This is a genomic window from Lysinibacillus sp. NPDC098008 (genome assembly GCF_044760715.1).
Taxonomy (GTDB): domain Bacteria; phylum Bacillota; class Bacilli; order Bacillales_A; family Planococcaceae; genus Lysinibacillus.
This window is the reverse complement of the sequence record NZ_JBIWBA010000025.1, coordinates 1-24,711: the sequence shown is the minus strand read 5'-3', so window position 1 is coordinate 24,711 and position 24,711 is coordinate 1. Positions and strand designations below refer to the sequence as shown.

At 39.5% G+C, this 24,711-nt stretch carries 41 protein-coding genes and 1 pseudogene; 40 read left to right on the top strand and 2 right to left on the bottom strand.

Annotated features, from left to right (window positions below; translation table 11 throughout):
- The first annotated feature begins 100 nt into the window (after positions 1-100).
- The 39 genes and pseudogenes from rpsJ (at position 101) to ACIQVU_RS17160 (ending at position 22,233) form a co-directional block, all read left to right on the top strand.
- Positions 101-409, top strand: coding sequence for a 30S ribosomal protein S10 (gene rpsJ, locus ACIQVU_RS17350; RefSeq protein ID WP_004233624.1), 309 nt, complete (start codon positions 101-103; stop codon positions 407-409).
- 47 nt (positions 410-456) lie between these two features.
- Positions 457-1,086 carry a 50S ribosomal protein L3 gene (gene rplC / locus ACIQVU_RS17345; protein ID WP_053997234.1) on the top strand — a complete coding sequence of 210 codons (630 nt, stop codon included), beginning with the start codon at positions 457-459 and terminating at the stop codon, positions 1,084-1,086.
- A gap of 26 nt (positions 1,087-1,112) precedes the next feature.
- Positions 1,113-1,736, top strand: a complete 624-nt coding sequence (rplD, locus tag ACIQVU_RS17340) for a 50S ribosomal protein L4 (RefSeq protein ID WP_053997235.1) — start codon at positions 1,113-1,115, stop codon at positions 1,734-1,736.
- Positions 1,736-2,020, top strand: coding sequence for a 50S ribosomal protein L23 (rplW, locus tag ACIQVU_RS17335; protein ID WP_004233628.1), 285 nt, complete (start codon positions 1,736-1,738; stop codon positions 2,018-2,020). The genes rplD and rplW overlap by 1 nt, the downstream gene beginning before the upstream one ends.
- Positions 2,021-2,068: 48 nt before the next feature.
- A complete protein-coding gene (gene rplB / locus ACIQVU_RS17330; RefSeq protein WP_340808267.1) occupies positions 2,069-2,899 on the top strand; it encodes a 50S ribosomal protein L2 in 831 nt (276 codons plus the stop codon).
- A 60-nt stretch (positions 2,900-2,959) separates the two neighbouring features.
- On the top strand, positions 2,960-3,238 hold the full coding sequence (gene rpsS, locus ACIQVU_RS17325) for a 30S ribosomal protein S19 (RefSeq protein ID WP_004233637.1): 279 nt from the start codon (positions 2,960-2,962) through the stop codon (positions 3,236-3,238).
- Positions 3,239-3,260: 22 nt separating this feature from the next.
- On the top strand, positions 3,261-3,605 hold the full coding sequence (gene rplV / locus ACIQVU_RS17320; protein WP_004233639.1) for a 50S ribosomal protein L22: 345 nt from the start codon (positions 3,261-3,263) through the stop codon (positions 3,603-3,605).
- 3 nt (positions 3,606-3,608) lie between these two features.
- Positions 3,609-4,262 (top strand): 30S ribosomal protein S3, encoded by a 654-nt coding sequence (rpsC, locus tag ACIQVU_RS17315; protein ID WP_004233642.1) that lies wholly within the window; start codon positions 3,609-3,611, stop codon positions 4,260-4,262.
- A 1-nt stretch (position 4,263) separates the two neighbouring features.
- On the top strand, positions 4,264-4,698 hold the full coding sequence (gene rplP, locus ACIQVU_RS17310; protein WP_340808262.1) for a 50S ribosomal protein L16: 435 nt from the start codon (positions 4,264-4,266) through the stop codon (positions 4,696-4,698).
- Positions 4,688-4,888: a 50S ribosomal protein L29 gene (rpmC, locus tag ACIQVU_RS17305; RefSeq protein ID WP_004233646.1), complete on the top strand. Its 201-nt coding sequence runs from the start codon at positions 4,688-4,690 to the stop codon at positions 4,886-4,888. The genes rplP and rpmC overlap by 11 nt, the downstream gene beginning before the upstream one ends.
- 18 nt (positions 4,889-4,906) lie before the next feature.
- Entirely contained in the window at positions 4,907-5,170 is a 264-nt protein-coding gene (gene rpsQ / locus ACIQVU_RS17300; protein ID WP_004233648.1) for a 30S ribosomal protein S17, read from the top strand.
- Positions 5,171-5,213: 43 nt separating this feature from the next.
- Positions 5,214-5,582, top strand: a complete 369-nt coding sequence (gene rplN, locus ACIQVU_RS17295; RefSeq protein WP_004233650.1) for a 50S ribosomal protein L14 — start codon at positions 5,214-5,216, stop codon at positions 5,580-5,582.
- Between the two features lie 35 nt (positions 5,583-5,617).
- Positions 5,618-5,926: a 50S ribosomal protein L24 gene (rplX, locus tag ACIQVU_RS17290; protein ID WP_053482809.1), complete on the top strand. Its 309-nt coding sequence runs from the start codon at positions 5,618-5,620 to the stop codon at positions 5,924-5,926.
- A gap of 27 nt (positions 5,927-5,953) precedes the next feature.
- Complete coding sequence (rplE, locus tag ACIQVU_RS17285; protein ID WP_340808257.1) at positions 5,954-6,493, top strand: 50S ribosomal protein L5; 540 nt, start codon at positions 5,954-5,956, stop codon at positions 6,491-6,493.
- 21 nt (positions 6,494-6,514) lie between these two features.
- Positions 6,515-6,700, top strand: a complete 186-nt coding sequence (locus ACIQVU_RS17280) for a type Z 30S ribosomal protein S14 (RefSeq protein WP_004233656.1) — start codon at positions 6,515-6,517, stop codon at positions 6,698-6,700.
- A gap of 29 nt (positions 6,701-6,729) precedes the next feature.
- Positions 6,730-7,128 carry a 30S ribosomal protein S8 gene (gene rpsH / locus ACIQVU_RS17275; protein ID WP_004233658.1) on the top strand — a complete coding sequence of 133 codons (399 nt, stop codon included), beginning with the start codon at positions 6,730-6,732 and terminating at the stop codon, positions 7,126-7,128.
- Positions 7,129-7,158: 30 nt separating this feature from the next.
- Positions 7,159-7,698 carry a 50S ribosomal protein L6 gene (rplF, locus tag ACIQVU_RS17270; protein ID WP_340808251.1) on the top strand — a complete coding sequence of 180 codons (540 nt, stop codon included), beginning with the start codon at positions 7,159-7,161 and terminating at the stop codon, positions 7,696-7,698.
- Between the two features lie 32 nt (positions 7,699-7,730).
- On the top strand, positions 7,731-8,090 hold the full coding sequence (gene rplR, locus ACIQVU_RS17265; protein WP_053997241.1) for a 50S ribosomal protein L18: 360 nt from the start codon (positions 7,731-7,733) through the stop codon (positions 8,088-8,090).
- Positions 8,091-8,111: 21 nt separating this feature from the next.
- Positions 8,112-8,615, top strand: coding sequence for a 30S ribosomal protein S5 (gene rpsE, locus ACIQVU_RS17260; RefSeq protein ID WP_004233664.1), 504 nt, complete (start codon positions 8,112-8,114; stop codon positions 8,613-8,615).
- Between the two features lie 13 nt (positions 8,616-8,628).
- Positions 8,629-8,811 carry a 50S ribosomal protein L30 gene (gene rpmD, locus ACIQVU_RS17255; RefSeq protein WP_054771429.1) on the top strand — a complete coding sequence of 61 codons (183 nt, stop codon included), beginning with the start codon at positions 8,629-8,631 and terminating at the stop codon, positions 8,809-8,811.
- A 34-nt stretch (positions 8,812-8,845) separates the two neighbouring features.
- Complete coding sequence (gene rplO / locus ACIQVU_RS17250; RefSeq protein ID WP_340808243.1) at positions 8,846-9,286, top strand: 50S ribosomal protein L15; 441 nt, start codon at positions 8,846-8,848, stop codon at positions 9,284-9,286.
- Positions 9,286-10,581 carry a preprotein translocase subunit SecY gene (secY, locus tag ACIQVU_RS17245; RefSeq protein ID WP_340808241.1) on the top strand — a complete coding sequence of 432 codons (1,296 nt, stop codon included), beginning with the start codon at positions 9,286-9,288 and terminating at the stop codon, positions 10,579-10,581. Before rplO ends, secY begins: the two co-directional genes overlap by 1 nt.
- A 70-nt stretch (positions 10,582-10,651) precedes the next feature.
- Positions 10,652-11,305: an adenylate kinase gene (locus ACIQVU_RS17240; RefSeq protein ID WP_402896473.1), complete on the top strand. Its 654-nt coding sequence runs from the start codon at positions 10,652-10,654 to the stop codon at positions 11,303-11,305.
- A gap of 249 nt (positions 11,306-11,554) precedes the next feature.
- A pseudogene (locus tag ACIQVU_RS17235) lies at positions 11,555-11,632 on the top strand (type I methionyl aminopeptidase); the annotation flags it as partial.
- 86 nt (positions 11,633-11,718) lie between these two features.
- Positions 11,719-11,937 carry a translation initiation factor IF-1 gene (gene infA / locus ACIQVU_RS17230; RefSeq protein ID WP_004233690.1) on the top strand — a complete coding sequence of 73 codons (219 nt, stop codon included), beginning with the start codon at positions 11,719-11,721 and terminating at the stop codon, positions 11,935-11,937.
- A gap of 37 nt (positions 11,938-11,974) precedes the next feature.
- A complete protein-coding gene (rpmJ, locus tag ACIQVU_RS17225; RefSeq protein ID WP_000868344.1) occupies positions 11,975-12,088 on the top strand; it encodes a 50S ribosomal protein L36 in 114 nt (37 codons plus the stop codon).
- 23 nt (positions 12,089-12,111) lie between these two features.
- Positions 12,112-12,477, top strand: coding sequence for a 30S ribosomal protein S13 (gene rpsM / locus ACIQVU_RS17220; RefSeq protein ID WP_340808235.1), 366 nt, complete (start codon positions 12,112-12,114; stop codon positions 12,475-12,477).
- Positions 12,478-12,502: 25 nt separating this feature from the next.
- Positions 12,503-12,892 carry a 30S ribosomal protein S11 gene (rpsK, locus tag ACIQVU_RS17215; protein ID WP_036151912.1) on the top strand — a complete coding sequence of 130 codons (390 nt, stop codon included), beginning with the start codon at positions 12,503-12,505 and terminating at the stop codon, positions 12,890-12,892.
- A gap of 138 nt (positions 12,893-13,030) precedes the next feature.
- Positions 13,031-13,975 (top strand): DNA-directed RNA polymerase subunit alpha, encoded by a 945-nt coding sequence (locus ACIQVU_RS17210; protein WP_004233733.1) that lies wholly within the window; start codon positions 13,031-13,033, stop codon positions 13,973-13,975.
- Between the two features lie 56 nt (positions 13,976-14,031).
- Complete coding sequence (rplQ, locus tag ACIQVU_RS17205) at positions 14,032-14,412, top strand: 50S ribosomal protein L17 (RefSeq protein WP_012296051.1); 381 nt, start codon at positions 14,032-14,034, stop codon at positions 14,410-14,412.
- Positions 14,413-14,882: 470 nt separating this feature from the next.
- Positions 14,883-15,728 carry an energy-coupling factor ABC transporter ATP-binding protein gene (locus ACIQVU_RS17200; RefSeq protein WP_340808226.1) on the top strand — a complete coding sequence of 282 codons (846 nt, stop codon included), beginning with the start codon at positions 14,883-14,885 and terminating at the stop codon, positions 15,726-15,728.
- Positions 15,704-16,576, top strand: coding sequence for an energy-coupling factor ABC transporter ATP-binding protein (locus ACIQVU_RS17195; protein ID WP_402896469.1), 873 nt, complete (start codon positions 15,704-15,706; stop codon positions 16,574-16,576). The genes ACIQVU_RS17200 and ACIQVU_RS17195 overlap by 25 nt, the downstream gene beginning before the upstream one ends.
- Positions 16,573-17,370: an energy-coupling factor transporter transmembrane component T family protein gene (locus tag ACIQVU_RS17190; RefSeq protein ID WP_340808223.1), complete on the top strand. Its 798-nt coding sequence runs from the start codon at positions 16,573-16,575 to the stop codon at positions 17,368-17,370. The genes ACIQVU_RS17195 and ACIQVU_RS17190 overlap by 4 nt, the downstream gene beginning before the upstream one ends.
- A gap of 13 nt (positions 17,371-17,383) precedes the next feature.
- Positions 17,384-18,127: a tRNA pseudouridine(38-40) synthase TruA gene (gene truA / locus ACIQVU_RS17185; protein ID WP_340808222.1), complete on the top strand. Its 744-nt coding sequence runs from the start codon at positions 17,384-17,386 to the stop codon at positions 18,125-18,127.
- A gap of 175 nt (positions 18,128-18,302) precedes the next feature.
- The gene (gene rplM, locus ACIQVU_RS17180) at positions 18,303-18,740 is read left to right on the top strand and encodes a 50S ribosomal protein L13 (protein WP_340808221.1); all 438 of its coding nucleotides are present in this window, start codon (positions 18,303-18,305) and stop codon (positions 18,738-18,740) included.
- 25 nt (positions 18,741-18,765) lie between these two features.
- Complete coding sequence (gene rpsI / locus ACIQVU_RS17175; protein WP_340808220.1) at positions 18,766-19,158, top strand: 30S ribosomal protein S9; 393 nt, start codon at positions 18,766-18,768, stop codon at positions 19,156-19,158.
- A 167-nt stretch (positions 19,159-19,325) separates the two neighbouring features.
- On the top strand, positions 19,326-20,291 hold the full coding sequence (locus tag ACIQVU_RS17170) for a DUF4822 domain-containing protein (RefSeq protein ID WP_340808219.1): 966 nt from the start codon (positions 19,326-19,328) through the stop codon (positions 20,289-20,291).
- 99 nt (positions 20,292-20,390) lie between these two features.
- Entirely contained in the window at positions 20,391-21,104 is a 714-nt protein-coding gene (locus ACIQVU_RS17165) for an N-acetylmuramoyl-L-alanine amidase (RefSeq protein WP_340808218.1), read from the top strand.
- 73 nt (positions 21,105-21,177) lie between these two features.
- Complete coding sequence (locus ACIQVU_RS17160) at positions 21,178-22,233, top strand: P-loop NTPase (protein ID WP_340808217.1); 1,056 nt, start codon at positions 21,178-21,180, stop codon at positions 22,231-22,233.
- 57 nt (positions 22,234-22,290) lie between these two features.
- Here ACIQVU_RS17160 and gerD read toward each other — a convergent pair whose 3' ends face one another.
- Entirely contained in the window at positions 22,291-22,908 is a 618-nt protein-coding gene (gerD, locus tag ACIQVU_RS17155) for a spore germination lipoprotein GerD (protein ID WP_340808216.1), read from the bottom strand.
- Positions 22,909-23,059: 151 nt separating this feature from the next.
- On the opposite strand from gerD, the gene ACIQVU_RS17150 reads away from it, so the two are divergent.
- On the top strand, positions 23,060-23,734 hold the full coding sequence (locus ACIQVU_RS17150; protein ID WP_340808215.1) for a KinB-signaling pathway activation protein: 675 nt from the start codon (positions 23,060-23,062) through the stop codon (positions 23,732-23,734).
- A 33-nt stretch (positions 23,735-23,767) separates the two neighbouring features.
- On the opposite strand, the gene ACIQVU_RS17145 is transcribed toward ACIQVU_RS17150, so the two are convergent.
- A complete protein-coding gene (locus ACIQVU_RS17145; protein WP_340808214.1) occupies positions 23,768-24,424 on the bottom strand; it encodes a hypothetical protein in 657 nt (218 codons plus the stop codon).
- Positions 24,425-24,711: the final 287 nt, after the last annotated feature.

The following is a 24,711-nucleotide window of genomic DNA, read 5'->3' as shown; positions in this document are numbered from 1 at the left end:
AGCGAGAGGTTGCCGACACACCCGGCCGCTTTGCCATGGCGGTGTGTGGGAGAATTTTCGTGGAGAATGTCTAGAAAATAGGCGAGAAGGAGGGAAAATAATGGCAAAACAAAAGATTCGTATTCGTTTAAAAGCGTATGATCACCGTATTTTAGATCAATCTGCTGAGAAAATTGTGGAAACTGCAAAACGTTCAGGTGCAAGTGTATCAGGTCCGATTCCACTTCCAACTGAGAAGTCTGTGTACACAATTCTTCGTGCTGTTCACAAGTACAAAGATTCTCGTGAACAATTCGAAATGCGTACGCATAAACGTCTGATCGATATCGTTAACCCAACACCACAAACTGTTGATGCGTTAATGAAACTTGATTTACCATCTGGCGTTGATATCGAAATCAAACTTTAATGGTAAAAACAATATAACTTTTTTAAAACTTACAGGAGGTGTGACAGATGGCTAAAGGAATCTTAGGTAGAAAAATTGGTATGACACAAGTTTTCGCTGAAAATGGCGATTTAATCCCAGTAACAGTTATTGAAGCTGCTCCAAACGTAGTTCTTCAAAAGAAAACTGTTGAAACAGATGGCTACGAAGCAATCCAAGTTGGTTTCGAAGATAAGCGTGTTAAGCTTTCTAACAAACCAGAACAAGGTCACGTAGCAAAAGCGAATACTGCTCCTAAGCGCTTCATTCGTGAATTCCGCAACGTGAACGTGGAAGAGTACGAAGTTGGTCAAGAAGTCAATGTAGAAATTTTCGCAGAAGGCGATGTAATTGATGTAACAGGTGTTACTAAAGGTAAAGGTTTCCAAGGTGTAATTAAACGCCACGGACAATCTCGTGGTCCAATGGCCCACGGTTCTCGTTACCACCGTCGTCCTGGTTCAATGGGTCCAGTTGCTCCGAACCGCGTATTCAAACAAAAGAAATTACCTGGTCAAATGGGTGGCAATGTAGTTACAATCCAAAACTTAGAGATCGTAAAGGTTGATGCGGAACGTAACTTACTACTTGTTAAAGGTAATGTTCCTGGTTCTAAAAAAGCTCTAGTTACAGTAAAAACTGCAATTAAAGCTAAGTAATTATTGAAAGAAAGGAGGAAACAGGAATGACAAAAGTATCTGTACTTAGTCAAACAGGTGCTTCAGTTGGCGAAATCGAATTAAACGATGCGATTTTCGGAATCGAGCCAAATGAAGCAGTATTATTCGACGCAGTAGTTGCACAACGCGCTTCTCTACGTCAAGGTAATCACAAAGTGAAAAACCGTTCTGAAGTTGCTGGTGGTGGTCGTAAACCATGGCGTCAAAAAGGAACTGGTCGTGCTCGTCAAGGTTCTATCCGTTCTCCACAATGGCGCGGCGGTGGTATCGTATTCGGTCCTACTCCACGTAGCTATTCTTATAAATTACCTAAAAAAGTTCGTCGTTTAGCTCTTAAATCGGCTTTATCAGCTAAAGTAGTAGAACAAAACTTCTTAGTTCTTGATGCTCTAACTTTAGAAGCGCCAAAAACAAAAGAATTCACAAAAATTCTTAAAGATCTTTCTTTAGAGAAAAAATCTTTATTCGTAACTGCTGACCTAGATGAAAACGTAGCATTATCTGCTCGTAACATCCCAGGTGTAACAGTTTTAACTGCAAATGGTATCAACGTTCTTGATCTATTAGGTCATGATAAAGTTGTATTTACTAAATCTGCAGTAGAAAAAGTTGAGGAGGTGCTTGGATAATGGAAGCACGTGATATTTTAAAACGTCCGGTCATTACTGAGCGTTCTTCAGAACTTATGGCAGAGAAAAAGTATACTTTCGAAGTAGACACTCGCGCTAACAAAACTCAAGTAAAAGACGCTGTAGAAGAAATCTTTGGCGTGAAAGTTGAGAAAGTAAACGTTCTTAACTACAAAGGTAAATTCAAGCGCGTTGGCCGTTATGGTGGTTACACTAACAAACGCCGTAAAGCAATTGTTAAATTAACTGCTGATAGCAAAGAAATTGAATTATTCGAAATGTAATCCATAATGGATTTATGATTTGAACACTCAAGAAGGAGGGAAAACACAATGGCGATTAAAAAGTATAAACCTACCTCTAATGGTCGTCGTAACATGACGTCATTAGACTTTGCGGAAATTACAACGAACAAGCCTGAGAAATCATTGCTTGAACCAACTAAACGCAAAGCTGGTCGTAACAACCAAGGTAAAATCACTGTTCGTCATCATGGTGGTGGTCATAAGAAGCAATACCGTGTTATCGATTTCAAACGTGTTAAAGATGGCATTCCGGCAAAAGTTGCTACTATCGAATATGATCCAAACCGTTCTGCGAATATCGCATTAATCAACTACGCTGATGGAGCAAAAGCTTACATCTTAGCACCAAAAGGATTAGAGGTTGGTCAAACAATCATTTCTGGTCCAGATGCTGATATTAAAGTAGGTAACACATTACCATTAGCAAACATTCCAATGGGTACTACAGTCCATAACATCGAATTAAAACCTGGTAAAGGTGGACAATTAGTACGTTCTGCTGGTACTTCTGCGCAAGTACTTGGTCGTGAAGGAAAATACGTAATCGTTCGTCTACAATCTGGTGAAGTACGTTTAGTGTTAGCTACTTGCCGCGCTACAATCGGTCAAGTTGGTAACGAACAACATGAACTTGTACACATCGGTAAAGCAGGTCGTAGCCGTTGGTTAGGTAAACGCCCAGAAGTACGTGGTTCTGTAATGAACCCTAACGATCACCCACACGGTGGTGGTGAAGGACGTTCACCAATCGGACGTAAATCACCAATGACTCCTTGGGGTAAACCAGCACTTGGTTACAAAACTCGCAAGAAGAAAAACAAATCGGATAAATTTATCATCCGTAGTCGTAAAAAATAAAGTGATTAAACTACGGTTCTATGTGAGAGCCGTGGTGGAATCACGGAGGGAGGTTCCTACATGGGTCGCAGCTTGAAAAAAGGACCTTTTGTTGATGACCACTTAATGAAAAAAGTGGAGGCACAAGAGGCTTCTGAGAAAAAACAAGTTATCAAAACTTGGTCACGCCGTTCTACAATCTTCCCGAACTTCATCGGTTTAACGATTGCTGTATATGATGGACGTAAACATGTTCCTGTATACGTAACAGAAGATATGGTAGGCCATAAACTTGGTGAGTTCGCACCGACACGTACTTATAAAGGTCACGGTGCAGACGACAAGAAAACAAGACGCTAATTTTGAGAGGAGGTAAATCCTAATGACACAAGCTAAAGCTATCGCTCGTACAGTACGCATTGCTCCTCGTAAAGTACGTCTAGTTGTAGACTTAATCCGAGGTAAGCAAGTTGGTGAAGCAGTTGCAATTTTACGTCATACTCCAAAAGCGGCGTCTCCAGTCGTTGAGAAAGTATTAAAATCTGCAGTTGCTAACGCTGAGCACAACTACGATCTTGACATCAACTCTTTAGTAGTTTCTGAAGTATTTGTTGACGAAGGTCCAACATTAAAACGTTTCCGTCCACGTGCACAAGGACGTGCAAGCGCAATTAACAAACGCACAAGCCACATTACACTAGTGGTATCTGAGAAGAAGGAGGGTTAATCCGTGGGTCAAAAAGTACATCCAATAGGACTACGCGTTGGTATTATTCGTGACTGGGAGTCAAAATGGTACGCTGAAAAAGACTATGCAACTCTACTTCACGAAGACATCAAAGTGCGTAAATATATTGAAACGGCTCTTAAAGACGCTTCTGTTTCTAAAGTAGAAATCGAGCGTGCTGCAAACCGTGTAAACATTACAATTCACACTGCGAAACCAGGTATGGTAATCGGTAAAGGTGGTACTGAAGTTGAAAACCTTCGTAAATACCTTAGCGATTTAACTGGTAAACGTGTACACATCAACATTATCGAAATCAAACGTGCTGATCTTGATGCTCGTCTAGTAGCTGAAAACATCGCTCGTCAATTAGAAAATCGTGTATCATTCCGTCGTGCGCAAAAGCAAGCGATCCAACGCACAATCCGTGCTGGTGCAAAAGGAATTAAAACACAAGTATCTGGTCGTTTAGGTGGCGCTGATATCGCGCGTGCTGAACACTATAGTGAAGGAACTGTTCCACTTCATACTCTACGTGCTGACATCGACTATGCACACGCAGAAGCTGATACTACTTACGGTAAATTAGGCGTTAAAGTATGGATCTACCGTGGTGAAGTTCTTCCTACGAAGAAATCTGTGGAAGGAGGCAAATAATATGTTATTGCCTAAACGCGTTAAATACCGTCGTGAACACCGCGGCAAAATGCGTGGCGAAGCGAAAGGCGGTAAAGAAGTAATGTTCGGCGAATGGGGCTTACAAGCTCAAACTGCTAGCTGGATTACAAACCGTCAAATCGAATCTGCTCGTATCGCGATGACTCGTTACATGAAACGTGGCGGTAAAGTTTGGATTAAAATCTTCCCACATAAACCTTACACGAAAAAACCTCTAGAAGTCCGCATGGGTTCTGGTAAAGGTTCTCCAGAAGGTTGGGTAGCAGTAGTTAAACCAGGAAAAGTAATGTTCGAAATTGCTGGCGTATCTGAAGAAGTTGCACGTGAAGCACTTCGTTTAGCATCACACAAACTTCCTGTTAAATGTAAGATCGTAAAACGTCAAGAAACTGGTGGTGAATCTAATGAAAGCTAATGAAATCCGTGACCTTGCTACTTCTGAAATAGAATTAAAAGTGAAATCACTGAAAGAAGAGCTTTTCAACCTTCGCTTCCAATTGGCGACTGGTCAATTAGAAAACACAGCTCGTATTCGTGAAGTGCGTAAAGCAATCGCGCGTATGAAAACTGTTATTCGTGAAAGAGAAATCAGTGCAAATAACTGATAAAGGAGGTTTTCAAGTATGACTGAGCGCAATCAACGTAAAGTTTACACAGGCCGCGTTGTTTCAGACAAAATGGACAAAACTGTTACTGTTTTAGTTGAAACATACAAAAAGCACAAACTTTATGGCAAGCGTGTAAAATATTCTAAAAAGTTTAAAGCTCATGATGAGTTAAACACAGCGAAAATCGGTGATATCGTACGTATCATGGAAACTCGCCCGCTATCAGCTACAAAACGTTTCCGTCTAGTAGAAGTTGTAGAAAAAGCGGTTATTATTTAATAACTATTTCGGAACAACCAATTTCCGAAGGGAGGTAACCTAAGTGATCCAACAAGAAAGTCGTATGAAAGTTGCTGACAACTCAGGTGCACGTGAAGTTCTTACAATTAAAGTACTTGGTGGTTCTGGCCGTAAAACTGCTAACATCGGTGATATCGTTGTTTGTACAGTTAAGAAAGCAACACCAGGTGGCGTTGTCAAGAAGGGTGACGTTGTTAAGGCTGTTATCGTTCGTACTAAATCAGGCGTTCGTCGTAAAGATGGTACGTACATTAAATTTGATGAAAATGCTTGTGTAATTATTCGTGATGATAAATCACCACGCGGAACTCGTATTTTCGGACCTGTTGCACGTGAATTACGTGACAGCAACTTCATGAAAATCGTTTCTCTAGCTCCAGAAGTTCTTTAATTTCATGATAGTGCCAATCAAGGAGGTGCGACAGCATGCATGTAAAAAAAGGTGACAAGGTTAAGGTGATCACTGGTAAGGATAAAGGCAAAGAAGGCGTTATTCTTGCAGCTTACCCAAAACAAGATCGCGTTCTTGTTGAAGGTGTGAACATCGTGAAAAAACACGTAAAACCTAACCAATTGAATCCACAAGGTGGTATTGTAAGCCAAGAGGCTGCAATTCACGTTTCGAACGTAATGCTAATCGATCCTAAATCTGGCGAGCCGACTCGTGTAGGTTATAAAATCGAAAACGGTAAAAAAGTTCGTGTAGCAAAAAAATCAGGTGCAGTAATCGACTAATTAGTATAAAAGAAGGGAGGTACACACATGAGCCGCCTAAAAGAAAAATATTTAAATGAAGTTTCACCTGCTCTTATGAGCAAATTTGGATATAAATCAGTTATGCAACTACCAAAAGTTGAGAAAATCGTTATCAACATGGGTGTTGGTGATGCAGTTCAAAACTCTAAAGCGTTAGATGCAGCTGTTGAAGAATTAACAACTATCACTGGTCAAAAACCAGTTGTAACTAAAGCGAAAAAATCGATCGCAGGTTTCCGTCTTCGTGAAGGTATGCCTATCGGTGCTAAAGTTACATTACGCGGTGAGCGTATGTATGAATTCTTGGATAAATTAATTTCTATCGCACTACCTCGTGTACGTGACTTCCGTGGTGTTTCTAAAAAAGCATTCGATGGTCGCGGTAACTATACACTAGGTGTTAAAGAACAATTAATTTTCCCAGAAATCGATTACGATAAAGTTTCAAAAGTACGCGGTATGGACATCGTGATCGTAACGACAGCGAACTCTGACGAAGAAGCTCGCGAGTTATTGACACAATTCGGTATGCCGTTCCAAAAGTAATCAAACAAGGAGGGCGAAAACGTGGCTAAAAAATCTATGATCGTTAAACAACAACGTAAGCAAAAGTTTAAAGTGCAAGAATATACACGTTGTGAACGCTGTGGTCGTCCACATTCAGTATATCGCAAATTCAAACTTTGCCGTATTTGTTTCCGAGAACTTGCATATAAGGGACAAATTCCTGGCGTGAAAAAAGCCAGCTGGTAATCCCCTAATTTGGGAAGGAGGTAAATGTAATGACAATGACTGATCCGATTGCAGATATGCTTACTCGCATTCGTAATGCGAACATGGTTCGTCACGAGAAGTTAGAAGTACCAGCTTCCAACGTGAAAAAAGAAATCGCTGAAATTTTAAAGCGTGAAGGTTTCGTACGTGACGTAGAATACGTGGAAGACAACAAACAAGGTATTATCCGTATCTTCTTAAAATATGGAAAAGATAACGAGCGTGTTATCACTGGCTTAAAACGTATTTCTAAACCAGGATTACGTGTATATGCTAAAACAAATGAAGTGCCTAAAGTATTGAACGGTCTTGGTATCGCTTTAGTATCAACTTCACAAGGTTTATTAACAGATAAAGAAGCTCGCGCTAAACAAGTTGGCGGAGAAATTCTAGCATACGTTTGGTAATTAGCAATAAATGAATGGAGGTGCAGCTAAATGTCTCGTGTAGGTAAAAAAATTATCGAGGTACCTGCTAACGTAACAGTTACTGTTGATACAAACAACACTGTTACTGTTAAAGGTCCTAAAGGCGAACTTGTTCGTTCTTTCCACCAAGATATGAAAATTGAGCAAGAAGGTAACGTAATCACTGTATCACGTCCTTCTGAATCAAAAGAACACCGCACAAACCACGGTACTACTCGTGCGCTTCTAGCGAACATGGTTACTGGTGTTTCTGCAGGTTTCGAAAAAGCTTTAGAACTTATCGGTGTTGGTTACCGTGCGCAACTACAAGGTAAAAAACTTGTACTTAACGTAGGTTACTCTCATCCAGTAGAGTTCACACCTGAAGATGGTCTAGAAATTGAAGTTCCTTCTAACACTAAAATCATCGTTAAAGGTATCAGCAAAGAACGCGTTGGTGCTCTAGCATCTAACATCCGTGACGTTCGTCCACCAGAGCCTTATAAAGGTAAAGGTATTCGTTATGAAGGCGAATATGTACGTCGTAAAGAAGGTAAAACAGGTAAATAATGCGGCCTAAGCATTAGAAAGGAGTGACCCTTGTGATTACGAAACAAGATAAAAATCAAGTTCGTAAAAAACGTCATGCACGCGTACGTTCTAAAATTTCGGGTACTGCTGAGCGTCCACGCTTAAACGTATTCCGTTCTAACAAGAACATTTACGCGCAACTTATCGATGACGTAGCAGGCGTAACAATTGTTAGCGCATCTTCTCAAGAAAAAGGTTTTGAAGGTGCTGGCAACAATGTTGACGCTGCAACTAAAGTCGGTGAAACAATCGCAAAACGCGCTGCGGAAAAAAATATTACTGCTGTAGTATTTGACCGTGGTGGTTACTTATATCATGGACGCGTTAAAGCTTTAGCTGAAGCTGCACGTGAGAACGGTTTAGAATTTTAATAAGAAGGAGGGACACATTTCATGAGTCGTATTGACGCAAACAAACTTGGAGAACTTGAAGAACGCGTAGTTACTATTAACCGTGTTGCTAAAGTTGTTAAAGGTGGACGTCGCTTCCGCTTCACAGCATTAGTTGTAGTTGGAGATAGAAACGGACATGTAGGTTTCGGTACTGGTAAAGCTCAAGAGGTGCCAGATGCTATCCGCAAAGCTGTTGAAGATGCGAAGAAAAACTTAATCGAAGTGCCACGCGTAGGTGGAACAACTCCACACTTAGTGCAAGGTCGCTTTGGTGCAGGAGAAATCCTAATCAAACCTGCTGCTCCTGGTACAGGGGTTATCGCTGGTGGTCCAGTACGTGCCGTACTAGAACTTGCTGGTATTACTGATATTCTTTCAAAATCACTTGGATCTAACACACCAATCAATATGGTGCGTGCTACAATTCAAGGTTTAACTGAATTAAAACGCGTAGAGGACGTAGCTAAATTACGTGGTAAATCAGTGGAAGAACTATTAGGATAAGGGGGGAAAGATAATGGCTAACAAATTAGAAATCACCCTTACTAAATCTGTGATTGGTACTAAACCTGCGCAACGCAAAACAATCGAAGCTCTAGGTTTACGTAAATTACACCAAACTGTAGAGAAAGCTGATAACGCAGCTACTCGCGGTATGCTTGATAAAGTAGCTCACTTAGTTACTGTAAAAGAAATTTAATTTTCAATTATTGAACAAGGAGGTGCCACCCACTATGAAACTGCATGAGTTAAAACCAGCAGAAGGTTCTCGTAAACAACGCAACCGCGTTGGTCGTGGTATCGGTTCTGGTAACGGTAAAACAGCAGGTAAAGGTCATAAAGGTCAAAACGCTCGTTCTGGTGGCGGAGTACGCCCAGGCTTTGAGGGCGGTCAAAACCCACTATTCCGTCGTTTACCAAAACGTGGCTTTACGAACATTAACCGTAAAGAATACGCTATCGTTAACCTTGAAGCTTTAAACCGTTTCGAAGACGGTGCAGAGGTAACTGCTGCATTATTACTTGAAACTGGTCTAGTGAGCAATGAAAAAGCTGGAATTAAGATTCTTGGCAATGGAACGCTTAACAAAAAGCTTACTGTCAAAGCTCATAAATTCTCAGCTTCAGCGAAAGAAGCAATCGAGAATGCCGGCGGAACTACTGAGGTGATTTAATGTTTCAAACAATCTCTAACTTTATGCGTGTTCGAGATATACGAAATAAAATCATTTTCACCCTTTTAATGTTAATCGTTTTTCGTATTGGAACATTTATTCCAGTACCAAACGTTGACGCTGATGTATTAAAGGCAACTGATGAGTTCAACCTCGTTGGTTTCCTCAATACTTTTGGCGGTGGTGCTTTAATGAATTTCTCTATCTTTGCGATGGGGATCATGCCTTACATCACAGCCTCAATTATTGTTCAGCTATTGCAAATGGATGTAGTACCGAAATTTGCTGAGTGGGCAAAGCAAGGTGAAGTCGGAAGACGTAAACTTGCACAATTTACTCGCTACTTTACAATTATTCTTGCTTTTATCCAATCATTCGCAATGTCATTTGGTTTTAATAGAATGTATGGCGGATCATTGATTAAAGACGAGGGGATTCTAACATATGTTGTAATCGCAATTGTATTGACAGCGGGAACAGCATTCCTAGTATGGCTTGCAGAGCAGATTACTGCGCATGGTGTTGGTAATGGTATTTCCATTGTTATCTTTGCGGGTATCGTTGCAGCATTGCCTACAGGAGTTAACCAAATTTATGCACAACAAATCGAGGGTGCTGGCGATAAATTATTTATCAATATTATCATCCTTGCTCTACTTGTGTTAGTATTACTTGCTGTTGTAGTTGGCGTTATCTATGTGCAACAAGCACTACGTAAAATTCCAATTCAATATGCAAAACGAGTTACTGGACGTAATCAGCAAACTGGTGGTCAACAAACACATTTACCGTTAAAAGTAAATGCTGCAGGGGTTATTCCGGTAATCTTTGCGGTAGCGTTTCTTGTAACACCTCAAACACTTGCTGTATTCTTTGGTGAGAATAACGTCACAACTTGGATTTCCAATAATCTGCAGTATACGCAGCCTATCGGTATGACAATTTACGTTATTTTAATCATTGCGTTCACATATTTCTATGCATTCGTACAAGTGAATCCAGAAAATGTGGCAGATAACTTGAAGAAACAAGGTGCCTATATTCCAGGTATTCGACCTGGTGAAAACACTCAAACGTATTTAACAAGCGTGTTATATCGACTAACATTTGTTGGTGCGATATTCTTAACTGTGATTGCAGTAATGCCGATTATTTTCATGAACTTCATGAATTTGCCTGCTTCAGTGCAAATCGGTGGTACTAGTATTATTATCGTAGTCGGCGTAGCGCTCGAAACGATGAAACAGCTAGAATCTCAACTTGTTAAACGTCACTACAAAGGCTTCATGAAATAATGTTGGTTTTTAGGGAACGTTGTATCGTTTCCTTAAATCAGCAAACCTTTTGTGGGAGGAATATTTCCTAATGAATATCGTTTTAATGGGTCTGCCAGGTGCTGGTAAAGGCACTCAAGCAGATAAAATTGTTGAGAAGTACGCGATTCCTCATATTTCTACAGGCGATATGTTCCGTGCAGCTATTAAAGAAGGCACTGAACTAGGCTTACAGGCTAAATCATTTATGGATCAAGGTGCGCTTGTACCTGATGAAGTAACGATTGGCATTGTTCGTGAACGACTGGCTAAACCTGATTGTGAAAAGGGCTTCTTATTAGATGGTTTCCCACGTACTGTTCCTCAAGCTGAAGCATTAGACAGCATTCTTGCTGATCTTGGTAAAGCAATTGAACATACATTAAACATTCAAGTTGCAAAGGATGAGTTAATTGCTCGTCTTTCAGGTCGACGTATTTGTAAAGTTTGTGGTACATCTTATCATTTAATTTTTAATCCACCAGCTGTGGAAGGAAAATGTGATAAAGATGGTGGCGAGCTTTATACACGTGCAGATGATAATCCTGAAACGGTTGCGAACCGTCTGGAAGTAAATATGAAACAAGCACAACCTTTACTTGATTTCTATGAAGCTAAAGGTGTGTTAACTAATATAGATGGACAGCAAGATATTAACAAAGTGTTTGCTGATCTTGATGCTCTATTACAGGGCAGCCGCAGCTGATACCCGGCTCCGGGCGCAGAATACTGCTTCCGCGGGAGGCATGCGGGAGCAACAACGAAACATAATTTTTTTGAGAGTTGCAAAAGCATATTGTGCCCGGTATATATTTCTTTTAAAAAGTGCAACATTACTTTTAGAAGAGTATAATGGGTTTCGTGGAAGCATCTGTGTAACGGGTATGAATATCTCATCCAAGACATTCCGGTATTCGTGTAAACATGGGGGATTCAGTGCCCTTACTGGTTCTGTATTTTCCGTGGATTGTGTGAAGCGAAACCAGACGAGCGTCTTTCAAACATCTCTCATACAATCCAAACATATGTTGAAACGAGGTTGCTTCTATAGTTGCAGCAGATATCCGTTTGATGTAACGATGAGAACTTTAATTTGCATATAGAGAGGAGACAGAGTAGATGGCGAAAGATGATGTAATTGAAGTCGAAGGGACAGTTGTTGAGACTTTGCCAAACGCGATGTTTAAGGTAGAATTAGAAAATGGACATGTGATTCTAGCACACGTATCTGGTAAGATTCGTATGCATTTTATCCGTATTCTACCTGGAGATAAGGTTACTATCGAGTTATCTCCTTATGATTTAACTCGCGGTCGTATCACATACCGTTTTAAATAATCTTTTGCGCTCCGGACTACTAAGGAGGTTAGGTTAGATGAAAGTGAGACCATCTGTGAAACCGATCTGCGAAAAATGTAAAGTAATTCGCCGACGCGGTAAAGTAATGGTAATCTGTGAAAATCCTAAACATAAACAAAAACAAGGTTAATTCTAAAGGAGGTGCTCTAGCGAATGGCACGTATTGCTGGTGTTGATATTCCTCGCGAAAAACGCGTGGTAATTTCATTAACGTACATTTACGGTATTGGTAAAACTACAGCTCAAAAAGTACTAGCTGACGCAGGTGTTTCAGAAGATACACGCGTACGCGACTTAACTGAAGATGAGTTAAACAAAATCCGTGAACAATTAGATTCTTACAAACTTGAAGGTGACTTACGTCGCGAAACTTCATTAAACATTAAACGTCTGATGGAAATCGGTTCATTCCGCGGTATCCGTCACCGTCGTGGCTTACCTGTTCGTGGTCAAAATACGAAGAACAATGCGCGTACGCGTAAAGGTCCTCGTAAAACAGTTGCGAACAAGAAAAAATAATTAGTAAAGGAGGTTCCTTCTTAACATGGCTCGTAAACAACAAACTCGTAAACGTCGTGTGAAAAAGAATATTGAATCTGGTATTGCACACATCCGTTCTACATTTAACAATACAATCGTAACGATTACAGATATGCAAGGTAACGCTGTATCTTGGTCAAGCGCTGGTGCTCTTGGTTTCCGTGGTTCACGTAAATCTACACCATTCGCTGCTCAAATGGCTGCAGAAACTGCTGCTAAAGCATCCCTTGAACATGGTCTGAAAACGTTGGAAGTAACTGTTAAAGGTCCTGGTGCTGGTCGTGAAGCTGCTATTCGTGCACTTCAAGCTGCTGGTTTAGAAGTAACTGCTATTAAAGACGTTACGCCAGTTCCTCATAATGGTTGCCGTCCGCCAAAACGTCGTCGCGTGTAATGGGTGCCTCATATTGTATGAGAACATCATTTTTTGTACAGACTGTCTTGTGCAGATAATAAACGATACGTCATTGACGATCGCATCTATGATGGAAAGAACCTATACATTCGATGTTTTGAAGGAGGGTAAATTGAAATGATCGAAATTGAAAAACCAAAGATTGAAACGGTGGAGATCAGCGAAGATTCCAAATATGGAAAGTTTGTTGTAGAACCGCTTGAGCGCGGATATGGAAACACTTTGGGTAATTCTTTACGTCGTATCCTTCTGTCTTCATTACCAGGAGCTGCTGTCACTTCAATTCAAATTGATGGTGTTCTTCACGAATTCTCAACTGTAGAAGGCGTAGTAGAAGATGTAGCTTCAATCATTTTGAACGTGAAAAAACTAGCTCTTAAAATCTACTCTGACGAAGAAAAAGTTATTGAGATTGATGTAAAAGGCGATGGTACAGTTACGGCTGCTGACATTACACATGACAGTGATGTAGAAATATTAAACCCTGATCTATATATTGCAACAATCGCTAAAAACGGTCATTTACGTATGCGTATGTATGCACAACGTGGTCGTGGTTACACTCCTGCTGATCAAAACAAACGTGAGGATCTTCCTATCGGCGTGATCCCGATCGACTCTATTTACACTCCAGTATCACGCGTCAATTTCCAAGTGGAAAATACTCGTGTAGGTCAGTCTTCTGACTACGATAAACTTTCTCTTGATGTGTGGACAGATGGTAGCATCGGTCCAAAAGAGGCGATTTCGCTCGGAGCAAAAATTTTAACCGAACATCTTAACATCTTCGTTGGCATGACAGATGAGGCACAAACTGCTGAAATTATGGTCGAAAAAGAAGAGGATCAAAAAGAAAAAGTTTTAGAGATGACTATCGAAGAACTTGATCTTTCTGTTCGTTCTTATAACTGTTTAAAACGCGCTGGTATCAATACAGTACTAGAACTTGCGAATAAATCAGAAGACGATATGATGAAGGTTCGTAACCTTGGACGTAAGTCATTAGAAGAAGTAAAAGCGAAGTTAGAAGAGCTTGGTTTAGGATTACGCAAAGAAGACTAAGCGATTTATACAACACTGATAAGATCAGATATTTTTTATAAAGGAGGGAAACATCCATGGGTTACAGAAAACTTGGTCGTACAAGTTCTCAACGTAAAGCGATGTTACGTGACTTAGCTACTGATTTAATCATCAACGAGCGTATCGAAACTACTGAGGCTCGCGCTAAAGAAGTACGTAAAGCTGTTGAAAAAATGATTACTTTAGGTAAACGCGGAGATTTACATGCACGCCGTCAAGCTGCTGCATTTATCCGTCGTGAACTAGTAACGACGACTGATGCAGAAGGTAACGAAACAACATCATTTGCACTTCAAAAGTTATTTGATGATGTTGCACCACGTTATGCAGAGCGTCAAGGTGGTTACACTCGTATTCTTAAAGTAGGTCCTCGTCGTGGTGACGGTGCACCTGTTGTTGTGATTGAACTAGTTTAATCATAAGAGAAAACTTGTGGTGAAGAGGGTGGGAATCACCACCCTCTTTCTTTATAAATGATTTATACGACAAATAATTAAGCTGAGCGTTATGATGAGCGGACACTTAAATCGTGTGGCGTCTCGTTTAGCTCTCCGCACCTCATTCAGAGAGATAAGGGCTTGAGCACCCATATTTCTTGCAAATGTAACGACTAGCGCATTTCTATCGAATGAGGTGCGCGCTTTTTTATTATTGAAAGATAGCGCCAATTTGTGGTGCTTTTTTTAATATATGGCTGTCCATACAAGTTTTAAAGCCTATTAACAGGTGGTAAGACCCCACTGCTTGGAAGAGTATTTCCTTGTTAAAGTAATGCTTTTGTTATTTTAACCTTTTTCTTTATCGACATACGGATTGTAGTAGAATTCATACATAAAAAAGTGTAAGTTAGTTAGTAGAGCGGAGCATGGAGAGAGGAGTTCTAGTTATGTCTGAAATTTTATCTTTAAATAATGTTACTTTTTCATATACACCAGAAGAGCCAAACAATCGTAATGCTGTTGAAAATGTCAGCTTTGCAGTTGAAGAAGGCGAATGGATTGCGATAGTCGGTCATAATGGCTCTGGTAAATCGACCATTGCCAAGCTAATGAATGGCTTGTTATTTCCTCAGCAGGGAGATGTGCGTATTTTACGTGAGCCGTTAAGTGAGGAAAACCTTTGGCAATCTCGCTCTTTAATGGGGATGGTTTTTCAAAATCCAGACAATCAATTTGTAGGGGCTACAGTACAGGATGATGTTGCCTTTGCATTAGAAAATAATGCTGTACCATTTGAAGAGATGGTGAAGCGTGTACATGCAGCGCTGGAGCAGGTAAAAATGAGTCAGTTTTTAGACCATGAGCCACATCATTTATCAGGAGGGCAAAAACAGCGTGTTGCTATTGCTGGTGCACTTGCGCTAAAGCCAAAGCTTCTTATTTTAGATGAGGCTACATCTATGTTAGACCCTCAAGGACGTGGAGAAGTGCTACAAACTGTTCAAACATTACGCACTGAAACAGGGCTAACGGTATTATCTATTACACATGACTTAGAAGAGGCGATGCTAGCAGATCGTATTCTATTTATGAACGATGGTAAAAAGTTTGCAGAAGGGCCACCTGCTGAAATTTTTGCCCTTGGTGATAAACTCGTTGAATTTGGACTGGATTTACCATTTGCCTTAAAGTTATCAAAGCTATTGCAAAAGGAAGGTGTTCCGTTAATGGGGCAACATATGACAGAAGAAGAGTTGGTGAATGATTTATGGACATCAAACTTCAACAAGTAAGCTATGCTTATGCACAAGGAACGCCCTTTGAAAAATGGGCATTATTCGATGTGAATTTTGATATTCCATCACATACGTACCAAGCGATTATTGGGCATACTGGGTCTGGTAAATCGACTATTCTTCAGCATTTTAATGCACTTCTAAGACCTACTTCAGGACAAGTACATATTGGAGATCGTCTAGTAGTAGCTGGTAAAAAGGCAAAGGACTTAAAGGCAGTACGACAAAAGGTTGGGATTGTCTTTCAGTTCCCTGAGCATCAACTATTTGAAGAAACGGTACTAAAGGATATTATGTTTGGACCAATGAACTTTGGTGTACCAGAGAAGGAAGCGGAAGCACGAGCAAAGGAGCTTGTTCGCTTAGTGGGCTTACCAGAAGCAGTGCTTGAAAAATCGCCATTTGATTTATCAGGCGGTCAAATGCGCCGTGTTGCGATTGCAGGCGTTTTAGCGATGGACCCTGAGGTTATCGTATTAGATGAACCAACAGCTGGTCTTGATCCACGAGGGCAAAAGGAAATTATGGATTTGTTTTACCAGCTTCATAAGGAACGTCAGCTGACAACAATTTTAGTTACACACAGCATGGAGGATGCAGCTCGGTATGCCGATAATATCGTAATTATGCATGAGGGGAAAAATGTGTTAAGTGGAACACCACGAGATATTTTTAAAGATGTTGATACATTGAAAAGCTTCCGCTTAGAGCCACCACGTATTGTTCGCTTTCAGCACAAGGTTGAGCAAATGATTGGGCAATCCTTTTCTAAAGTTTGTTTGACGGAGGAGGAGCTTGTAGCTGAAATAGCACAAGCATTAAGAGAGGAGCGTACAAAACCATGATGGAAAAAATGATTTTTGGACGTTTCTTACCAGGCGATTCCCCCGTTCATAAGCTTGACCCACGATCAAAGCTAATTTTTGTATTTGCCTTTATTGTTATTGTATTTTTGGCTAATAATACAGTAACATATGCTATCTTATTGGCATTCACGTTGCTAATTATTTTTATATCACGTATTCGCCTATATTTCTTAATTAATGGATTAAAGCCTGTGCTCTTTTTAATGGCATTTACATTCCTTCTTCATATTTTTATGACGAAGGAGGGCGTACCTGTTTTTGAGTCGAAGTTTATAACTATTTATGATGAGGGAATTAGACGAGGAATCTATATTTCAATACGTTTTTTAGTATTAGTATTTATGACATCGATCTTAACGTTAACAACATCACCGATTTCAATTACAGATGGTATTGAAGTGCTATTAAATCCATTAAAGGCATTGAAAGTACCTGTTCATGAATTAGCTTTAATGATGTCGATTTCATTGCGCTTTATCCCAACGTTAATGGATGAAACAGATAAAATTATGAAGGCACAAATGGCGCGAGGCTCAGATTTATCGTCAGGGCCTATTAAAGACCGTATCAAGGCTGTTGTACCATTATTAGTACCTCTCTTTGTCAGTGCCTTTAAACGAGCTGAGGATTTAGCAACAGCCATGGAAGTAAGAGGCTACCGTGGTGGTGAAGGGCGAACGAGATATCGCAAGCTAAAATGGGATATGGGTGATACATTTGCACTTGTATTATTAGTGGCAGTAGGTGTATTGCTATTCTTCTATAGAAGCTAAAGGAGTATGCTAGATGCGACGATTAAAAGGTATCATTAGCTATGATGGGACACATTTCTCAGGCTATCAAGTACAGCCTGGGGAGCGTACAGTTCAAGCTGAGCTTGAGCGTGTGTTAACCATTATGCATAAAGGAGAAAAGGTTAAGGTAACGGCTAGTGGACGTACAGATGCAAAAGTACATGCAACAGGACAAACAGTACATTTCGATACGTCGCTCGCCATTCCTGTTGAAAAATATAGCAAGGCTTTAAATGTACAGCTTCCTAGAGATATTCGCGTATTGTTGGTAGAAGAAGTGGCACATGATTTTCATGCACGCTATAGTGTCACAGGGAAGCGTTATCGCTATATTTGGTCCTGTGAATCTATTCAAAGCCCATTTAGAAGATATTATACAGTTGAAACAAATGGTGTGAAGCCGAATGTCGAGGTAATGCAGGAAGCGGCAAAGGCGATTATTGGTACGCATGATTTTTCCTGCTTTTGCGCAGCCAATACAAGCGTTAAGGATAAAGTACGTACTGTGACAGCCCTACAGTTTGAATGGCATGGTGAAGAGCTCCATATGGTGATTGAAGGAAATGGCTTCTTATATAATATGGTGCGGATTATTGCAGGTACTCTTTGGGAGGTTGGCATAGGTCGCCGTGCAATTGATAATGTAGCACTTGTAATTGCTTCAAAGGATCGCAATCAAGCAGGAAAAACCGCACCACCACACGGCTTGTACCTAGAAAAAGTGTTCTATTTATAACGTTCTATGATTCTTAACAACATCGCCTGGTGTTTAATGAAATTGCTTGACTTTGAAAGTCATTCATTATATGATAACAGATGGTATTTTCATTACCACCACAAATAAGCCCCGAAACTTATAGTGTAGTCTAATGAAAAATAACGGTAATCGAATCGATTAGGAGGATATATACATGCGTACAACATTCATGGCTAAAGGTCACGAAGTAGACCGTAAATGGTTAGTAGTTGATGCAGAAGGCCAAACTCTTGGACGTTTAGCTTCTGAAGTAGCTGCAATCTTACGTGGTAAACATAAACCAACATTCACACCAAACGTTGACACAGGTGATCACGTAATCATCATCAACGCTGACAAAATCCATTTAACTGGTAACAAATTAGAGGGTAAACTTTACCGTCACCATACTCAATTTGCAGGTGGTTTAAAAACTCGTACTGCTGGTGAAATGTTAGATAAATACCCAACAAGAATGATCGAATTAGCAGTTAAAGGAATGCTTCCTAAAAACTCTTTAGGTCGCAAAATGTTCACTAAACTTAACGTTTACACTGGAACAGAGCATCCGCATGCTGCACAAAAACCGCAAAGCTACGAGCTTCGTGGATAATATAAATTAAGAGGAGGATATTACTTTGGCACAAGTTCAATACATCGGCACTGGTCGCCGTAAAAGCTCTGTAGCTCGCGTACGTCTAGTACCAGGTACAGGTAAAATTGTTATCAACAAACGTGAAATCGAAGAATACGTACCATTCGCTGCATTACGTGAAGTAATTAAACAACCATTAGTAGCTACTGAAACTACAGGAAGCTATGATATCCACGTAAACGTTAACGGTGGTGGATACACTGGTCAAGCTGGTGCAATTCGTCATGGTATCGCTCGTGCTCTACTTCAAGTAGACCCAGATTTCCGTGCTGCATTAAAATCAGCTGGATTACTTACTCGTGATTCACGCATGAAAGAACGTAAAAAACCAGGTCTTCGCGGCGCTCGTCGTGCACCTCAGTTCTCAAAACGTTAATCAAGCGTTATATCAATGTTTTCAACCCTTTCCCATTTATACGGGAGAGGGTTTTTTGTTTTACATTCCATTTCAGTATAGTTTTTGAAGCTAGAGCAAACACTATTGTGAAAGCAAGATCAATAAGTTTTGCATAGCTTGAAAAATATAAAATGGAGGTAAGAGATATGAAGAAGCTATTGATAGTATCTGTTGCAGCAATGGCACTGCTTGTTGCATGTCAAGATAAGAAGCCAGCGCAAGACAGTTCGACAAAGCACGAGGAGGTCAGAACAGAAAATCCAGTGAAGGAACAAGCCGAGAAGCAAGTAACAAAGGGGCAAGAAATGATCGACATTCTTGGTAGCACAAACTGGCAAGCGACAAAAGCCTATGATAAGGATCACAATGACGTAACGGCAGAGAACGCAAACTTTATTGGTTTAGCTAAATACAATGCAGATGCAGGGCATTATGAACTATTTGATGTGACGACTGGCGAAAGCCGTGGCGATCAAGGAACATTCTTTATCACAAATGATGGGAAACATAGGGTCTTCATTTCGGAGTCCAAAGACGCTCAAACCATTGTAGACATTATAGAGCTAAACGATAATATCTTCACGTATAAAAGAATGGGGAAGGATGCGGCTGGTAATGATGTAGAGGTCTTTGTGGAACATATTCCATATAAAGAAAAGGAGCTTACATTTACAGATCAGGATAAGACGCTTGATTCGACGACAGGCGATATTGTGACGGACGTTGATGGGGATGTGATTCTAGCTAAGACACTATGGCAGGGGTCTGCTGTATTAGATGAAGCAGGTAACGATGTCACACAATTGAATACGAATTTTATTAGTATTGCCAAATATGATGCGAATACAAATCAATACGAATTTTTCAACCCTGAAACAGGCAAAAGTCGCGGTGACTATGGTTACTTTAATGTCATTCATAACAATAAAATTAGAGCCCATATGTCAGTTAGTGAGAAGAAGTATGGTATTGCACTTGAGATTACGGAATTAAATGATAAGAAATTTACGTATAAAAGAACAGGCAAAGATAAGGATGGGAATGATATAACTGTATTTGTCGAGCATACACCATATAAGGGTGAATTTAAACCTGAGTTTACACTACAATAATTAAAAAACTTCAAGTGCAATACTTGAGAGTTTTTTTACTTTCTGGCATAGTTCATCCACCAATTTCGTACACTAAATGTAAAAGGGTGGTGGATATGGGTGAAGCGCTGGCTTGCACTAGGAGTAATTATGCTTATGAGTATAGTGGTCGTGGCATATGAAACAAATGCTTCGGACCGTAACTTCTTCTTACCAGACCCACTTAGTGGCATAAAGATTGTTATTGATGCCGGGCATGGTGGTGAGGATGGAGGGGCTTCGAAAGGTGAAGTAATTGAAAAGGATATTACATTGGCAATTGCTCAACATGTTGAAAAGCAATTAAAGAAAAAAGGCGCAACAGTTGTTATGACGCGAACAAAAAATGGAGATGTGATTGATGAGCATGCGCCATCAGAAAAATACGGAACATTAAGGGAACGAAAAAAACAAGATATCTTTTTACGAAAGGATATTGTTGAAAAAGAAAAACCAGATATCTTTATTACAATTCATGCAAATGCCATTCCTGAAACAAAATGGCGAGGTGCACAGGTATTTTACCATAAAGAAGGACATGCTGATGGAGAGCTTCTTGCTAAAAGTATCCAACAATCTATTCGTACAAATTTACAAAATACAGATCGGGAAGCATTGTCTATTAAACAAATTTATTTACTCAAAAAAGTGGAAGTACCTGCTGCATTAGTAGAAACTGGCTTTATTAGCAATGATGAGGAGCGTGCATTATTAATAGATAAGGGCTATCAAAAAAAGATGGCAGATGCTATTGTCGAAGGCATTGAGGAATATTTATTAGCTAAATTAGAGTAAAGCGCCATCTACAACGTAAATCGAATCATTATGATATACTATTATTTGAAACAATATAAGGGGAGTGTTCGTCGTGATTACTGAACAACAAGTACGAGAAATACTAGGACAACTACAAGATCCATTTTTACATAAATCACTTGCAGAAACTGACGGTATTATAAATGTATCTATCAAAGAAGAAAAAAATCATGTCAGTGTAAAAATTGCGATTGCTAAGTTGAATACACCAGAACAATTACAACTACAAATGAAAATTGTTGAAGTATTGAAAGAAGCGGGTGCCAATACAGTTGGTATTCGTTTTGAAGAGCTATCAGCAGAAAAGCTTCAAAACTTCCGAGGCACAGCTACAGAGTCGGAAGCACAGGATATTTTATCACCATTAAGTACAGTGCAGGTGATTTCAATTGCTTCTGGTAAAGGCGGCGTAGGTAAATCGACAGTGTCGGTAAATTTAGCAGTTGCTTTAGCGCGCTTAGGCAAGAAGGTCGGCTTAATTGATGCAGATATTTATGGCTTTAGCGTACCAGATATGATGGGTGTTACAGATATGCCAAAAGTATCGAATAATCGAATTTCCCCAGTTAACCGATTCGGTGTAAAAATGATTTCAATGGGCTTCTTTGTTGAAAATAATGCGCCAATCGTATGGCGTGGTCCAATGCTAGGGAAAGTATTAGATCAGTTTTTCCGTGATGTAGCATGGGGCGAGCTTGATTACTTATTATTAGACTTACCACCAGGCACAGGCGATGTTGCATTAGATATCCATCAAATGTTACCATCGTCAAAAGAAATTGTTGTAACGACACCGCACCCAACAGCAGCATTTGTTGCAGCTCGTGCAGGGGCAATGGCTTTACAAACGGATCATGAAATTCTTGGCGTTATTGAAAATATGGCTTGGTTTGAATCTAAGTCAGGCGAGCGTGAATTTGTCTTTGGGCAAGGCGGAGGTCCTAAATTAGCAGAAGAGCTACGTACAGAGTTACTTGGACAAATTCCACTAGGCCAACCAGATTGGACGGATGAAGATTTTGCACCTTCTGTTTATGCGGAAAACCATCCAACAGGACAAATTTATTTAGATATCGCGACGAAGATCACTCAAAAATTAAATAAATAATAAAAAAACGGATTTCCCTTGATGAGTGTGGAAATCCGCTTTTTATGTGTAAATAGGTTACTCAGCGCTTTTTTGCTCCTTACCTGCCTCATCACTACTTCCGCCCTCACCACTGGCTTCTTTCTTATCGCCACCTTCTGATGAAGCGGTGTCACCACCACTCTTTTTTAACAGCTCTTGCCATTTAGACTGCATTAAAGGACTTTCAATTGTTTCCTTTACTACTTCCTCCATTTGCTTTCGCATATTGGATGATTTTAGAATGGTTTCTAATTGTTTTTGCATATCAGGCTGCCCAAAAAAAGCTTCCATATCTTTTTGGAAAGTAGGGTCTTTCATTAAAGCCTTCATAATATCCTGCTGTTGTTTTTGCATGCTTTTTGCAACAGTTTCTTTAAACTTTGGGTCTTCAAATGTTTTTTTCCAAAAATCTTCTGCTTCCTTGGAAAGTAATGTTTCCTCAGTAGCTTTTTTTACTTCTTCATGCTCTAAAATCAAAAGCTCACGGAAGCTCGGCTCTTCTAAAAGCTGTCGCAATGCCTTTTTACCATCCTCTGTTTGCAAAGAGTCGATCATGATTTTTTTGATTTCATCATAGGACATGGTAGAGGTTTTATCTTGTGCACAGGCAGAAAGCAAAAGCGTTAGCATGAGTAATAAGGTGAATTTTCGCATCGACAATCAGTCCTTTCTGTAGATAGACTCTTTCAATTATTGTTCACATTTCTGATGACTTTATGTATTGGTTAAGATGAGAAATAGCTTTTTTAACAATGCATTGATAAAATAAGGACAGATATATTGAGAAATTGGGGGACTTTTAGTTGTGACGATACGAAATTGGGCAAAGTTTTTCTTCTTTGCAATGCTCGTTGGTGGTGTAGTCAACGGAGTTTGTAGTTTGTTTATTCGTTGGGAATTTTTCCAACCATACATAGCAAATGGTCAATGGGGTGAATTTTTCGCCGGACTTTTATGGATGGTTTTCTTAGGATTTACAATGAGTGTAATTGCACAGGCTGGCTTTTTTGCTTATTTAACACTTCATCAAGTTGGTGTTAATATTTTTAGAACACTGACATTATGGAATTGGGTACAGCTATTATTAATTGCAATCACTATTTTTGATATTATTTTCTTCCGCTTTATACCAGGCATAAAAGAAGGGCAAGGTTGGTTATTCTATGTAGGATTATTAATTGTGCTAATTTTTGCAGCGGTTGCAACAGCCGTTCAAAAAGTAAAATTAACAGGTAAAAAGCATGTATTTATTTCTGCATTGTTCTTTATGATTGTTATAACAACATTAGAATGGACAATTGCGTTAATGGGTCGTGACGAAAATATTAATGAATATGTTGCATTATTATTATTCCCATTACTAGCTGTTAATGCCTACCAATTATTGGTGTTACCTAAATATAATGCAAAATCTGATGAAGATCGTCAAAAATTAGAAGCACGCCGCAAAGCGCGTCGTGAACAAGCTAAAAACGCATAAAAAAATTGCCTCTCGATAATGGAGGCAATTTTTTTATGGAGATTTTTTCGTTTGCACTTTATAGCCAAATATATTTTCTTCAATTGACATAAATTGATGTTGTTGCATTAACGTATTAAGGTCTTTAAGCGAAATAGAAAGATCTTGATGCAATGGAATAAAAACAAAATCGCCCTTTTGCATTTTAGGTGTCTGTTTGCCTTGCCAAATTAGTGAAGGTGAAAGCAAATTCATTTGTTGTTGAAATAAAGACTTTTGTAAATCCTGTGAGTATTGATGGTTTCGAGTAGCAAACCATAACGGTTTCTCTTTTAAATATTTTTCATACGTATCAATATCTTTTTGCACAAGAGCAATATCGACTGGCTTATCTACTGAATCTTCTGGACCTAGCAATCCTGTAGGCAGCTTCCGTTCTTGAATGACTTTTATATGTTCTGGTGAGCGTTTCATCCATGCTGCATCTAGAAGAAGCAATGGATAAGGTTCTTTCACCGTTTGTAGCCAGTCTAATAGAGATTCATCAGAGAATGAAATCTCCACGATAAGAGATGTACCGTAATGTCCTTTTGTCACAACTGTTGGAGCATTGGCGATATTAAATACAGAAATCATTGTTGAATTTATAGGCTTAAAAAAGACAAAAAGTGTTACGATTAAAAGCAGTGAAATCAATGTTTTGCGAACCATAATAACGACCTCGCTTCTAAGATTTTAAATAAAAAATGAATCTCTTTAAAAAAACTTATGATTTAGTGTTGACTTTCATGAATAATCGATGTTATTATGTATAAGTCGCCAAGAGGTGACACGGTAAATTAACATGAACCTTGAAAACTGAACAAGCAAAACGTAATCAATAAATTTTAGTAGCTTACTTTAGTAAGTGAACGAAATAAATTTGGACATCGAATGAAGATGAGATGCCAGCAAAACAATTTGAGCAAATCAAATTTCTTTTTATGGAGAGTTTGATC

Bases quoted from the DNA above. Each gene is read 5' to 3' on its own strand.
- rpsJ (WP_004233624.1), top strand. From the start codon at position 101: ATGGCAAAACAAAAGATTCGTATTCGTTTAAAAGCGTATGATCACCGT.
- rplC (WP_053997234.1), top strand. From the start codon at position 457: ATGGCTAAAGGAATCTTAGGTAGAAAAATTGGTATGACACAAGTTTTC.
- rplD (WP_053997235.1), top strand. From the start codon at position 1,113: ATGACAAAAGTATCTGTACTTAGTCAAACAGGTGCTTCAGTTGGCGAA.
- rplW (WP_004233628.1), top strand. From the start codon at position 1,736: ATGGAAGCACGTGATATTTTAAAACGTCCGGTCATTACTGAGCGTTCT.
- rplB (WP_340808267.1), top strand. From the start codon at position 2,069: ATGGCGATTAAAAAGTATAAACCTACCTCTAATGGTCGTCGTAACATG.
- rpsS (WP_004233637.1), top strand. From the start codon at position 2,960: ATGGGTCGCAGCTTGAAAAAAGGACCTTTTGTTGATGACCACTTAATG.
- rplV (WP_004233639.1), top strand. From the start codon at position 3,261: ATGACACAAGCTAAAGCTATCGCTCGTACAGTACGCATTGCTCCTCGT.
- rplP (WP_340808262.1), top strand. From the start codon at position 4,264: ATGTTATTGCCTAAACGCGTTAAATACCGTCGTGAACACCGCGGCAAA.
- rpmC (WP_004233646.1), top strand. From the start codon at position 4,688: ATGAAAGCTAATGAAATCCGTGACCTTGCTACTTCTGAAATAGAATTA.
- rpsQ (WP_004233648.1), top strand. From the start codon at position 4,907: ATGACTGAGCGCAATCAACGTAAAGTTTACACAGGCCGCGTTGTTTCA.
- rplX (WP_053482809.1), top strand. From the start codon at position 5,618: ATGCATGTAAAAAAAGGTGACAAGGTTAAGGTGATCACTGGTAAGGAT.
- rplE (WP_340808257.1), top strand. From the start codon at position 5,954: ATGAGCCGCCTAAAAGAAAAATATTTAAATGAAGTTTCACCTGCTCTT.
- rpsH (WP_004233658.1), top strand. From the start codon at position 6,730: ATGACAATGACTGATCCGATTGCAGATATGCTTACTCGCATTCGTAAT.
- rplF (WP_340808251.1), top strand. From the start codon at position 7,159: ATGTCTCGTGTAGGTAAAAAAATTATCGAGGTACCTGCTAACGTAACA.
- rpsE (WP_004233664.1), top strand. From the start codon at position 8,112: ATGAGTCGTATTGACGCAAACAAACTTGGAGAACTTGAAGAACGCGTA.
- rpmD (WP_054771429.1), top strand. From the start codon at position 8,629: ATGGCTAACAAATTAGAAATCACCCTTACTAAATCTGTGATTGGTACT.
- rplO (WP_340808243.1), top strand. From the start codon at position 8,846: ATGAAACTGCATGAGTTAAAACCAGCAGAAGGTTCTCGTAAACAACGC.
- secY (WP_340808241.1), top strand. From the start codon at position 9,286: ATGTTTCAAACAATCTCTAACTTTATGCGTGTTCGAGATATACGAAAT.
- ACIQVU_RS17240 (WP_402896473.1), top strand. From the start codon at position 10,652: ATGAATATCGTTTTAATGGGTCTGCCAGGTGCTGGTAAAGGCACTCAA.
- infA (WP_004233690.1), top strand. From the start codon at position 11,719: ATGGCGAAAGATGATGTAATTGAAGTCGAAGGGACAGTTGTTGAGACT.
- rpmJ (WP_000868344.1), top strand. From the start codon at position 11,975: ATGAAAGTGAGACCATCTGTGAAACCGATCTGCGAAAAATGTAAAGTA.
- rpsM (WP_340808235.1), top strand. From the start codon at position 12,112: ATGGCACGTATTGCTGGTGTTGATATTCCTCGCGAAAAACGCGTGGTA.
- rpsK (WP_036151912.1), top strand. From the start codon at position 12,503: ATGGCTCGTAAACAACAAACTCGTAAACGTCGTGTGAAAAAGAATATT.
- ACIQVU_RS17210 (WP_004233733.1), top strand. From the start codon at position 13,031: ATGATCGAAATTGAAAAACCAAAGATTGAAACGGTGGAGATCAGCGAA.
- rplQ (WP_012296051.1), top strand. From the start codon at position 14,032: ATGGGTTACAGAAAACTTGGTCGTACAAGTTCTCAACGTAAAGCGATG.
- ACIQVU_RS17200 (WP_340808226.1), top strand. From the start codon at position 14,883: ATGTCTGAAATTTTATCTTTAAATAATGTTACTTTTTCATATACACCA.
- ACIQVU_RS17195 (WP_402896469.1), top strand. From the start codon at position 15,704: ATGGACATCAAACTTCAACAAGTAAGCTATGCTTATGCACAAGGAACG.
- ACIQVU_RS17190 (WP_340808223.1), top strand. From the start codon at position 16,573: ATGATGGAAAAAATGATTTTTGGACGTTTCTTACCAGGCGATTCCCCC.
- truA (WP_340808222.1), top strand. From the start codon at position 17,384: ATGCGACGATTAAAAGGTATCATTAGCTATGATGGGACACATTTCTCA.
- rplM (WP_340808221.1), top strand. From the start codon at position 18,303: ATGCGTACAACATTCATGGCTAAAGGTCACGAAGTAGACCGTAAATGG.
- ACIQVU_RS17170 (WP_340808219.1), top strand. From the start codon at position 19,326: ATGAAGAAGCTATTGATAGTATCTGTTGCAGCAATGGCACTGCTTGTT.
- gerD (WP_340808216.1), bottom strand. From the start codon at position 22,908: ATGCGAAAATTCACCTTATTACTCATGCTAACGCTTTTGCTTTCTGCC.
- ACIQVU_RS17145 (WP_340808214.1), bottom strand. From the start codon at position 24,424: ATGGTTCGCAAAACATTGATTTCACTGCTTTTAATCGTAACACTTTTT.